Here is an 11,590-nt window from a genome sequence, read left to right on the forward strand (position 1 = left end):
TTAAAAAACTATTTAAAATACTCCTTTGGGTAATTGCATCAATAATTTTGCTGCTTGCGCTTGTTATTTTCTCACTACAATTTAAGCCTGTTCAAACTTATATTGCGCAGAGAGCTGCTGCTTATTTATCAAAAGAGCTTAATACCACTATATCTATTAAAAGCCTTTACATCAAGCCTTTCAAATCTGTCGTGCTAGAAGATTTGGTGGTACTTGATTTACAGAAAGATACTCTACTGCGTACGCCACAGTTTATGGTAGATATAAATCAATTCTCTCTCGAAAAAAAAATAATTGATATTAATACCGTTCAAATCAACAACGGTCAATTTTTCCTAAAGGATTTCAAAGATAAGTCTTCTAATCTCGATTTTATCATAGACTACTTTGATTCTGGTAAACCTACTGTAAAGAAAAAGAAGACCAAGCCCTTTGATGTAAAGTTAGGCCGCCTCATTTTGAATGAATTTGCTTTCCGATATACTAATTTTGCTGCAAAAGATACTACCCAAGGTAAAAGCGTAAACTTCGATAACGTAGATGTTAAACAGCTTAGTGGAATTTTTGAAGGGCTCGACACTAAAAATCACTTATTTAAAACCAGCATTAAAAATTTAACCTTAAAAGAAAAAAGCGGGTTTTATCTTAAAAATTTAACTGCGGTAACCACAGTTGATAGTAATGCAATAGAATTAAAAAATCTTTTACTGGTTACCGATAACAGTCGTTTAAGCAATTATTACCAGATGAAGTTTAAGTCCTTCAAAGATTTTAATCATTATATTGATAATGTTAGAATGAAGGCCATATTTAAAGATAGCCACATGTCATCGAAGGATGTTGCATTTTTTGCTCCTGAATTAAACGACATGAAACTAGATCTGGATATTGATGGCCAAATTACAGGTTTGGTAAATAATCTTCGGGCAAAAAAACTAGCCATAAAGACTGGTAAGGCTACTTACATTAAGGGCGATTTTGTACTTAGGGGGCTTCCAAAATGGCGGGAAACTTTTATGGATCTCAAAATTGAAATGGCCGGAACCAATAAAAAAGATCTTGATGAAGTGTTAGCTGGCATTACTAACAGTAAAAAGAAAATCATCCCTGTTATTGTGAATAAATTTGGAAACATCAATTTCAACGGTAGTTTCACTGGGTTTCAAAATGACTTTATAGCTTACGGTGAGTTTAAGACAAAGTTAGGTCGAATCGTTTCCGATGTGAATATGAAGATCGATAAAAATGATGTTCCATCTTATACCGGAAACGTAAAGACATATGATTTCAACCTGGGCAACCTGATTGATGAAAAATCTTTAGGCAGAATTACTTCTTCATTATATGTTAAAGGGCGTGGTACTGAACTTAAAAACTTGACAGAAAAAATTAACGGTGATGTAGATTATATTGATTTCAGCGGATACAGATACCGCAATGTTAAGATTGATGGTACTTTTGATAAAAAATATTTTGACGGGAAACTCAGTATTAATGATCGAAATGTGAAACTTGTTTTTGATGGTGGTGTAAACCTCAATCCAAAACTTCCTGTGTTTAACTTTAATGCTACCATTTCTAAGGCCAGATTAAAGTCTTTAAAATTGATGAAAGATTCCTTAATGATTGACGCAAAATTTAGCACCAACTTTTCAGGAACAAACCTTAATAACATTGAAGGTAATTTATTGGTTGAAGAAATCAGGCTTCAAAATCCAAAAGGAATTTACCATGTTGATTCTGTACAATTGATGGCCGAAGGAAAAGGCATTAATAGAAATTTAAATATCAAATCAGATATTTTAGATGCCAGTATCTCTGGAGAATATGATCTTAACTCCATCGTTTCCTATTATAAGGCCATTGCAAAAACCTACATTCCATCGCTTAAAGCAGATATAATAAAATACAACGACCAAATTTTTAAATTTAACCTGGTGGTTAAAAAGTTTGAACCGTTGGCCCAGTTTATTTCTCCTGGTTTGGAAATGGAAGAAGGCGCTACACTGATTGGTGATTTTGATTCGAGAAACAATACGGCCACACTATCAGGCTTTGTGAAAAAATTAAAATACAATGGTATTGTGGTAAACAACATTATTTTAGATGAAAACACCACGAAAGAACAACTTCAGCTTATTGCCACTTCAGATCGTGTGCAGCTAAATGATAGTTTATACATTAAAGACGTAAATATTTCCAATATCCTTCGAAACGATAGTCTGGCTTTTAACATTAAAATGTCTAATGCAGATGAAGCCAATCAACTGGATTTAAACGGACTGGTAGAATTTACTAAAAACCAGGATACTACAGCACGATTGAGCCTTTTACCTTCCATTTTAAAGATCAATAGTGAAGAATGGAGAATACAGGAAAAGGTTAGAATTGTGCTGAATAACGGCAAAACACTCATCAGTAATTTCGATTTAACCAATGGTGAACAACAGCTTACCGTTGATGGGTTATTGTCTGAAGACCCAAAAGATTTGCTGAAGGTAGGTTTTAAAGATTTTAATCTTAAAACACTTAATCCATTTACAAAAGGATTTGGGGTAAAATTAAGTGGAAATGCAAATGGAGATACCAAGTTATACGGCATATTGAAAGCACCCAGGGCGAGTGATGATTTAAAAATAGATTCGCTTAACTTTAATGATATTTATATCGGAACACTTCAGGATACCTCTTCATTTAATGGCGAAACCAGTAAAGTGAATATTTTCACCAGAATAACAGCCGATAATAATGAAACTTTTAAACTTACTGGTAACGTTGATTTAAAAGAGAAATTTATCGACATGAGTGTGAAGATGAATGAAAGTAAATTAACCATTTTAGAGCCCTTTGTAAAACAACTCGTATCCAATTTAAAAGGGAATATATCAGCTGATTTAACCGTAAAAGGGAGTTTAGATAAACCATCCATTAACGGAAGCCTTGCCTTGGATGAGGGACAGTTGATGGTAAATTACCTTAAAACCACCTATGTTATTACAGACAAGGTTAATATTGAAAACAGTATCATAAGTCTTGATAAATTTAAGATTCGTGATTTAGAAGATAATGAAGCCGTGGCGAATGGATCTATTGATTTGAATAACCTTAATGATCCTACGTTAAGTATCACGGTTAAGGCTAATAACTTTATGGCGTTAAATACCACAGCTAAAGATAATTCTGTTTACTTTGGTAAGGCTTACGGCACCGGTGAATTTAAGTTTACAGGGCCTACCAGTAGAATGAAGATTGATATTAAAGCCAAAACTGAAAAGGGAACGGTTTTTAACCTTCCTTTAAATAGTTCTGAAACGGTTTCTGATAAAGATTTTATCAATTTCATCAGTCGTGACTCAAGCAAGGTGGTGAAAAAAACAACCAATTTCGATGGGCTTACGCTATCATTTAAGTTAACAATTGATCCAAATACCACAGCAAACATTTTTACTACTTTAGGAAATTTAAGTGGAAAAGGAAATGCTGAATTAAATCTGAATATTAACAGTCTGGGCGATTTTGAGATGTCTGGTGATTACATTATCGAAACCGGAAGTTTTGATTTTACCGCACAAGAGGTGATCAACAAAAAATTCGAGATCAGGCAAGGTGGAACCATCAGGTGGACAGGCAATCCTACAGCCGCTCAAATTAACCTGAAAGCGGTTTATGCATTACGTGCCAATTTAAATGAGCTGTTTAAGGCAGCCAATAGAGACGCGAGTAGTAATGCCAACCAGCGGGTAGATACCGAGGTTGAAATGGGACTTACTGGTCTACTGCTTCAGCCAGAGATCAAACTGGATATTAATTTCCCATCACAGCCTTCTATCAAAGAGCAACTTCAAACTTATTTAAGTGATCAGAATAACCTGAACTTACAAGCTTTCAGTTTAATTATCAGAAGGAGTTTTGCTTCAGGAAATGGTGGAGAATCGATCGGAAATCAGCTAAGTTCTACCGCAACAAGTACCGCTACAGAATTGGTATTTAATCAATTTAACAATGTATTATCTTCATTAAACCTGAATTTTGTCGATTTAAACGTTCGGTCACTGAATGAGGCCAATGCTTCATTTAAATTCTTTAATGACAGGCTTATCATTAATGCAGGTATTGTTGACAGAAATAGTGTAAATGATTTTAATGTGATTAATTTTTCTAATGACAATGTTGGTAGAGAGGTTGAGGCTTTATTTTTAATTAGAAAAGATGGTAGCCTTACGGTTAAAGCTGCTAATAAACCACCTACACAGCAAAGTATTTTCTTAAATAGCGGAATCAGCCCTACCGCAAATGTGACTTCTTTTGGATTGGTATACACCCAACAGTTTGATACGTTTAAAGAATTTATTCAGAAAATTTCTGGTTCTTACCGTAGAAATCTGAAACGGAGACAGACCGAGACACCTGTTAAAGTTAATAAATCAATTAGTAAAGAGGCTATTATTAACCAGAACAAGAATAATCCAAAGAAGTAATATTTCTTAGAGAATTACTAAACTATTCTTCTAGTATAATCGTCATTACGAGGAGGCTTCTTCAGCCGAAGAAGCAATCTTTCTTACAAATGAGATTGCTTCGTGCCTCGCAATGACGACCGTTCATGTTTAGTTTTATATAACAAGGTTTTCTTTACTCATCATCATTGTGAGGAGGCTTTTTCAGCCGAAGAAGCAATCTTTCTTACAAATGAGATTGCTTCGTGCCTCGCAATGACGACCGTTCATGTTTAGTTTTATATAACAAGGTTTTCTTCAATCATCATCATTGTGAGGAGGCTTTTTCAGCCGAAGAAGCAATCTTTAAGCGATCGCTATTCCTCTACTTTTTTTAAGGAAAACAAAAAAGCGAGTAGTTAGAACTACTGGCCAATATTTTTCAATCTTTACCTGAAACCTGAATTATCCCTTCATAATGGAATGGCCCATTTTATCACGTTTTGTTTTTAAATAACGTTCGTTGTGCACATTACTTTCAATTTCGATAGGGATATTTTCAATTACTTCCAGGCCATAACCAATTAAGCCAGCCCTTTTTGTAGGGTTATTACTCATCAAGCGCATTTTGGTAATTCCTTCAGATCTTAATATTTGAGCACCAACACCATAATCACGTTCGTCACCTTTAAAGCCCAATTTAATATTGGCTTCAACGGTATCAAAACCAGCATCCTGAAGGTTATAAGAACGCAGTTTATTAATTAGTCCAATACCCCTGCCTTCCTGGTTCATGTAAACCACAATCCCTTTACCTTCCTTTTGAATCATTTCTAAAGCCTTATGTAGCTGTGGTCCACAATCACAACGGCAAGAGCCAAAAATATCGCCCGTTACACATGAACTGTGTACGCGAGTAAGCACTGGCTCATCCTCTTTCCACTCTCCTTTTGAAATGGCCAGGTGTGTAGCATTATTATCCAACTGGGTATAGGCGGTCATTTTAAAATCGCCCCATTCAGTTGGTAAATCTATCGTAACTTCCCTTTTAATTAAACTATCAATATTTAACCTGTAGGCAATCAGGTCTTCAATAGAAATGATTTTTAACTGATGTTGTTCTGCAATTTTAAACAAATCCGGAAGTCTGGCCATTTCACCATCTTCTTTCAAAATTTCTACCAAAAGCGCTGCAGGTTTCATTCCCGCCAAACGGGCTAAATCTACGCCAGCCTCTGTATGGCCAGCACGGCGAATTACACCACCATCTTTTGCAATTAGTGGAAAAATATGTCCTGGTCTGCCCAACTCTTCAGGGGTAGTTTTCGGATTAACTAAAGCCAGCATCGTTTTAGATCGATCACTTGCAGATATGCCCGTAGTACAACCATAGCCAACCAAATCTACCGATACTGTAAAATTGGTTTCGTACGCAGCGGTATTTTTACCAACCATTAAATCCAGGTTTAATTCTTTACAACGCTCTTCGGTAAGTGGCGCACAAATTAAACCCCGCCCATAAGTAGCCATAAAGTTAATGACTTCAGGAGTTGCATTTTCTGCCGCAGTGAGGAAATCTCCCTCATTCTCTCTGTTTTCATCATCAACTACGATAATCACTTTGCCTGCTTTAATATCAGCAATGGCTTCTTCTATGGTATTTAATTTTGTTTGCATTTGTTTAAGGCCGATTAATCTAGCCAGATCATGTTATCTTAATTTGGCTTAAACAACATGAAACCGCTTTTGCCTACACAAAGGTACAACCTTAATGCACAAAAAAATCTTCGAAATATCATTTATAAGTAAATGATAACTGACGTTTATTTTTGCTTGATACGGAATAACTTAATGAAAAGTTGTTTGTAATAATTGATATCGAATAAAGCCGAATCAACCGTGGCTTTATAAGTAAGGAAAGCTGCTAACGGAGACAGTACAATTACCGCAATCCACATGGCCACTATGGGGTTAGTTGAACCTTCACGGGCAGATTTTTCTGCTACTGTAGTGATAATATGGTAAATTAAGAAGAACGAAATGGCAATAACCACTGGTAAACCCATACCACCCTTACGGATAATGGCACCAAGGGGCGCACCAATAAAAAACAACAGAATACAGGAAGCAGCCAGCGTAAACTTTCTTTGGTATTCTATTCTGGTAAATATAATCTCACCAATTAAATCGGTATGGCGTGGAGCTGTGTTAGATAAGTTTTGCATTAACCCTGCAACAATATTAACGGCATTATCCAGGCTGGTTTTCTTTGATCCGTTTGGAATATCTTTAATAATATTATCGCTAATGGCTTTTGGAGCAATTTTTAATTTAGAATACCCTTTGGTAACGCTGTATTGTTTAAAATTACTGGATGCCATCCTTATCGAATATTGGCTAAATGTATCAAGCACTTTTACTAACGAATCTCGCTTTTTAGTAATCCCTTTTAAATTAAGCATGGGCGTACTGTTTCCAAAGGCGTTGGGATCTGTCCGGTTCATATCAAAAGATTCCAGGCTAAACCTTGGTTCCGTTTCTTTAAATCGGGTTCGGTTTAAAATCTGCCTTGGGTTGTATGCGCCACTGGTACTGGCTTGTTCTTCATATTGTACGCCATCTTTTAATTTTAGCAAAAGGTATTTACCGTCAGATGTTTTATTCATCTCTCCTTCTTTCGCCATAATTACTTTTGGAATTCCATTGGTACCCCTGTGGTCATAAATTAAAATTCCACTCAGTTTCCCGCTTTCATCTTTTGCATCTACCCGGATGGAAAAATTCGGAATGCTGTTGTTAAAAACACCTGGTTTAATTAAAAATGAAAGTTTTTTGTTGCGAATATCATAAAGCAGAGAACTGAATTTCAGGTTTGCCTTTGGCAGCATGTAATTGGAAAAAAGAAAGGAACTGATGGTTAACAAAATGATCACCACAAATAAGGGCCTCATGGCTTTTTGAAGGGAAATACCAGCAGATTTAATGGCCACCAGTTCGTAATTTTCGCCCAGGGTACCAAAAGTCATGATAGAGGAAAGCAGCACAGAAAGTGGTAAGGCCATGGCTACGTTTGCCGCCGAGGCATAATACATCAGCTCTAAAATGGTATACCATTCAAAGCCTTTGCCGATTAAATCATCGATCCACTTAAATAAGAAAAACATCAAAAGGATAAACATTACCACAAAAAATGTGGCAAGAAAAGGCTTTATGAAGGCTTTAATAAGAAGAAGATGTATTTTTTTCACCCTACAAAGGTAAGCAATACAGCCTTAACTAGGCACCTAAAACGCTAATCAAATAATCAATTTGATTATCCCAGATTAATTTTTTCTCTGCCAGTAAGTCATCGGTGGTGAAATCGGTAATGGCAAGTGCCACATCATTGGTGAGCTCATCCTGCACAATTTCCATTTCGAAATAGCACTGTGGTTCGTCATCCAGCCACTTGAATTTAACCAGTTTGTTTTCTTTGATCGAAACCAGTTTTGCTTTTAGCTGTTCATCATCCCAGGTAAATGTATAAACCTGGTCGCGAAAATTTACATCATCGGCAAACCATTGCGACAAGCCATTTGGCTCACTGATAAAGCTATACAAAATTCGTGGTGACGATTTAACCTCGTACTCAAGTGTAAATTTTTTCTTTTCTGCCATGTTAATTCATTACCAGAATAACTCCTGATGTATTTTTTTTATTTTATTTTTCTAAAGAAAGGTAAATTATTCTATATTTGCAACTCCAAAAAATAACCAACTAAATATTTGATCATATACACAAATATTTATACCCGGCGGGGTAGCTCAGATGGTTAGAGCGCAGGATTCATAACCCTGAGGTCGGCAGTTCGATCCTGCTCCCCGCTACTGATTAAAAGCCCATCGAAAGATGGGCTTTTTTTATTTAAATGTCCCGTCCTGAAATAAGTTGACACACTAGTTGACTTATTATGCAAAAACAAAACAAGAACATCATCAGGCGCAGTCAGCGCGATTATAGTCTTGCCTTTAAATTACAAGTTGTGCAGCAGGTTGAAAAAGGCGAACTTACTTACAAAACAGCCCAGCGTTATTACGGGATCCAAGGTAGGAGTACTGTTTTGGTTTGGCTAAGAAAACATGGTAACTTAGATTGGACTCTACCCAAACAGTATACTATGGACACAAGTAAAGAACTGACACCAGAACAAAGGATCAAGCAATTGGAAGCTGCCCTGAAAAACGAACAAGACCGCAACCTGATCTATAAGACCACCTTTGAAATTCTCCAAAAGGAGCATGGTATCCCTATTCCAAAAAAGCTTTTACCCAAGCAATCCAACGGCTCAAAAACCAGGGAAAAGTAAGCCTTTTAAGGTCTTGCAGATTGTTTGGGATTAGTAGACAGGGACATTATCAGCGTGAACAACGCGCTAACCTAAGGCTCAGGGAATTGCAGAAAGTTAAACTTGCTGTTATCCAAAAACGCATGAGCTTGCCCAGGTTAGGCACCAGAAAACTATACTATCAACTTAAAAACACATTTGTAGAGCAGGGAATTAAGATTGGCAGGGATGGACTGTTTGCCTTTCTTCGCTCCGAGCATTTGCTAATCAAACCTAAACGTTGCTACCAGAAGACAACTAACTCAAAACACTGGCTACATAAATATCCGAACTTATATAAAAACCAGAAAGCTGTCCGTGTAGATGAATTCTGGGTCAGTGATATAACCTATATCGATACGGCAGAAAAAACAGGCTACTTAAGTTTAGTGACAGATGTATTCTCAAGAAAAATAGTTGGATATCACCTGCATGAAAGCCTTCATACCGATGGAGTGTTGACAGCATTAAAAATGGCCGTAAAGGGACGGATAAAAACCCAAAAGCTGATTCATCATTCTGATCGGGGATTACAATATTGTTCTGCCCAGTACCAGGAAATACTATCTGAAAATGGGATCATTCCATCAATGACTGATGGATACGATTGTTATCAGAATGCTTTAGCAGAACGCATAAACGGCATTCTAAAGTATGAGTTTATCCTAGTAAAACCCAAAAATATTGAGCAGGCCAGAATAATAATCCGAGAAGCGGTAGAACTTTATAATACTAAAAGACCTCATTTGTCATTAGGATATAAAACACCAGATCAGATATATAAAAAATCCTTGCCAATATTATATGACAAGGATTATATTTACTCGTAAATAAGTGTCAACTTATTTTAGGACTAGTCAATATTTCGCATCCTAATTTTACATGGGAAAAATTGAGGAAGGAAAGAAATGCCGTTTTTGAGAAAGAAATCATCAATCCACCAAACCCCAATGATTGGTTTACCATGAAACTTGTGGTTAACAACACAACTGTTAAAGCCTATATCAACAATGCACCCCAAGCTTCGCTGATAGTTAAAAAACTCAATAATACCACTTCAGGAAAAATAGGGCTTTTTACAGCAGATAGCAGCGACGGAGACTTCAAAGCAATTAAAATAACGCACACAAAATAGAACCATGAATTTGATATCAAGTTAGGATAATAGTGCTGTGGGAATGGGATAAATCTTGTACTCAATCAAAATAAAGTTAAATACATGCAAAAGCCCTTAATTGATTAAGCACTAACCATTTCAACTTTTTACACTAATTAAGCTATGCCCTATTCTTCGTAACCATAATCTTCCCTAATTAATTGGCATACTGATAGCCTCAACTTAACTTCTCCTCACAGCATTAAACTATTCATACAAAGCACATTTATTTAAAATAAAAAAAAGTTAGAAGAGTAGCACTATTGTAGTCATATATACTATATTTGTGACAACAAAAATTAATCACATGAGAAAATTAGCATTTGCATCTCTCCAAGTTAGAGATTTAGAGGTATCAAAAGCCTTCTACACTGAAAAATTAGGGTTTGAATTATCTGGAATGACCAATCCATATGCTTATGTTTTTAAGTATAATAATGGAGAAGCAAGTTTTGCGATTAGAACGCCTATTGCCAATATAGATGGAAAAGAGTTAGGTGTGGGTACTTCCCTATGGTTTGCTATAGATGAAAAAATTGAATTACTGCAAAGTCAACTTACCGAAAAAGGCGTATTCATATTGGGAACAATTAATCATACGCCTTTTGGTCAAACATTAATGGTAAAAGATCCGGATGGTTATATCATTACGTTTTTAGCGCAAACGGAAGCCACGCAGAATGTTTAGTTGCACCTTAAATATTCATTCATTATAAATACCATGATCAAACAATCAACAAAATATTGGATACTGGTGGCATCAAAAGACCATGTAAAAAATGGCATGGCACAAGGCATTGCGCAAGCCTGCCACGGAAAGGCTGCACCATTAAAGCGGATGAAAAAGGGCGACTTTGTCATTTATTATTCGGGAAAGCAAACTTTAGGAAAGCCAGACAAATGCCAGGAATTTACCGCATTGGGAAAGTTGATAGATGATGAAATATATCAATTTAAAGTTTCAGAAGACTTTTGCCCAACCAGGCGTAATATAGCGTTTCTTGAAAGTAAGGATACCTCAATTCTTCCATTGATTGCTGATCTGGTATTTATCAACAATAAAAAAAGTTGGGGTTATCCATTTAGATTTGGTTTCTTTGAAATTAATCAACATGATTTTGATTTAATTTCATCAAAAATGCTTCAACATCAATATGCCTAAAGAAATTGATTTTCATTTTAAGAGCCCGAACGATAGTCCGGGTTATTTACTGGGTCAACTCACCATGCTGTGGCAGCGAAAACTAAAAAAGGTGTTAGATCCTTTGGATTTGACACAGACACAATTTGTACTGTTGGCTGCATTGGGATGGCTTTCTAAAAAGAATAAGGCCGTAACACAAGTTGATATTGCCAACCAAAGTAATGCCGATAGAATGATGGTATCAAAAGTTTTGCGAACCTTGGAAGATAAACAGTTCATCACTCGGCAGGAACATGAAACAGACACCAGGGCAAAAACAATTCAACTTACTACTGGTGGTGAACTCGTTTTGCAGCAAGCCATTATAGCGGTAGAAAATGCTGACCTTGATTTTTTTGCGACACTAGGAACGAATCTATCTTCATTCAATAAAAATATGGTGCAACTTATTGACAAAAACAGCGATTAAATTTCTATCGCTACTGCATTC

At 36.1% G+C, this 11,590-nt stretch carries 9 protein-coding genes and 1 tRNA gene; 7 read left to right on the forward strand and 3 right to left on the reverse strand.

The window, feature by feature from the left end; translation table 11 throughout:
- Positions 1-47 precede the first annotated feature (47 nt).
- On the forward strand, positions 48-4,478 hold the full coding sequence (locus AN34_RS08165; RefSeq protein ID WP_036676812.1) for a translocation/assembly module TamB domain-containing protein: 4,431 nt from the start codon (positions 48-50) through the stop codon (positions 4,476-4,478).
- Positions 4,479-4,901: 423 nt separating this feature from the next.
- On the opposite strand, the gene AN34_RS08170 is transcribed toward AN34_RS08165, so the two are convergent.
- The 3 genes from AN34_RS08170 to AN34_RS08180 all read right to left on the reverse strand — a co-directional run bounded on the left by AN34_RS08170 (position 4,902) and on the right by AN34_RS08180 (position 8,093).
- The gene (locus tag AN34_RS08170) at positions 4,902-6,113 is read right to left on the reverse strand and encodes a bifunctional 3,4-dihydroxy-2-butanone-4-phosphate synthase/GTP cyclohydrolase II (protein ID WP_029284151.1); all 1,212 of its coding nucleotides are present in this window, start codon (positions 6,111-6,113) and stop codon (positions 4,902-4,904) included.
- 146 nt (positions 6,114-6,259) lie between these two features.
- Positions 6,260-7,684: an LptF/LptG family permease gene (locus AN34_RS08175; protein ID WP_029284152.1), complete on the reverse strand. Its 1,425-nt coding sequence runs from the start codon at positions 7,682-7,684 to the stop codon at positions 6,260-6,262.
- Positions 7,685-7,712: 28 nt separating this feature from the next.
- Positions 7,713-8,093, reverse strand: coding sequence for an START-like domain-containing protein (locus AN34_RS08180; protein ID WP_029284154.1), 381 nt, complete (start codon positions 8,091-8,093; stop codon positions 7,713-7,715).
- Positions 8,094-8,229: 136 nt separating this feature from the next.
- Between AN34_RS08180 and AN34_RS08185 the strand changes: the two genes are divergently transcribed.
- The 6 genes from AN34_RS08185 (at position 8,230) to AN34_RS08215 (ending at position 11,569) form a co-directional block, all read left to right on the forward strand.
- Positions 8,230-8,303: transfer RNA gene (locus tag AN34_RS08185), tRNA-Met, on the forward strand.
- An 83-nt stretch (positions 8,304-8,386) separates the two neighbouring features.
- Positions 8,387-9,630 (forward strand): IS3 family transposase gene (locus tag AN34_RS08195; protein WP_157263256.1). Its coding sequence is split into 2 segments (ribosomal slippage): positions 8,387-8,744 and positions 8,744-9,630, totalling 1,245 coding nucleotides; the frame shifts between segments, so codons are not numbered across the junction.
- Between the two features lie 62 nt (positions 9,631-9,692).
- Positions 9,693-9,935 carry a hypothetical protein gene (locus tag AN34_RS08200; protein ID WP_029284160.1) on the forward strand — a complete coding sequence of 81 codons (243 nt, stop codon included), beginning with the start codon at positions 9,693-9,695 and terminating at the stop codon, positions 9,933-9,935.
- Between the two features lie 328 nt (positions 9,936-10,263).
- Positions 10,264-10,644: a VOC family protein gene (locus AN34_RS08205; protein ID WP_029284162.1), complete on the forward strand. Its 381-nt coding sequence runs from the start codon at positions 10,264-10,266 to the stop codon at positions 10,642-10,644.
- Positions 10,645-10,677: 33 nt separating this feature from the next.
- Positions 10,678-11,118: an EVE domain-containing protein gene (locus tag AN34_RS08210; protein ID WP_029284164.1), complete on the forward strand. Its 441-nt coding sequence runs from the start codon at positions 10,678-10,680 to the stop codon at positions 11,116-11,118.
- The gene (locus AN34_RS08215) at positions 11,111-11,569 is read left to right on the forward strand and encodes a MarR family winged helix-turn-helix transcriptional regulator (protein WP_029284166.1); all 459 of its coding nucleotides are present in this window, start codon (positions 11,111-11,113) and stop codon (positions 11,567-11,569) included. The genes AN34_RS08210 and AN34_RS08215 overlap by 8 nt, the downstream gene beginning before the upstream one ends.
- The last annotated feature ends 21 nt before the right edge of the window (positions 11,570-11,590 follow it).

This window comes from Pedobacter sp. R20-19, from assembly GCF_000708265.2.
In the GTDB taxonomy this organism is placed as follows: domain Bacteria; phylum Bacteroidota; class Bacteroidia; order Sphingobacteriales; family Sphingobacteriaceae; genus Pedobacter.

What these genes read in the sequence shown, in the direction of transcription:
- AN34_RS08170 (WP_029284151.1), bottom strand. Translation starts at nt 6,113, where the DNA reads ATGCAAACAAAATTAAATACCATAGAAGAAGCCATTGCTGATATTAAA.
- AN34_RS08180 (WP_029284154.1), bottom strand. Translation starts at nt 8,093, where the DNA reads ATGGCAGAAAAGAAAAAATTTACACTTGAGTACGAGGTTAAATCGTCA.
- AN34_RS08205 (WP_029284162.1), top strand. Translation starts at nt 10,264, where the DNA reads ATGAGAAAATTAGCATTTGCATCTCTCCAAGTTAGAGATTTAGAGGTA.
- AN34_RS08210 (WP_029284164.1), top strand. Translation starts at nt 10,678, where the DNA reads ATGATCAAACAATCAACAAAATATTGGATACTGGTGGCATCAAAAGAC.
- AN34_RS08215 (WP_029284166.1), top strand. Translation starts at nt 11,111, where the DNA reads ATGCCTAAAGAAATTGATTTTCATTTTAAGAGCCCGAACGATAGTCCG.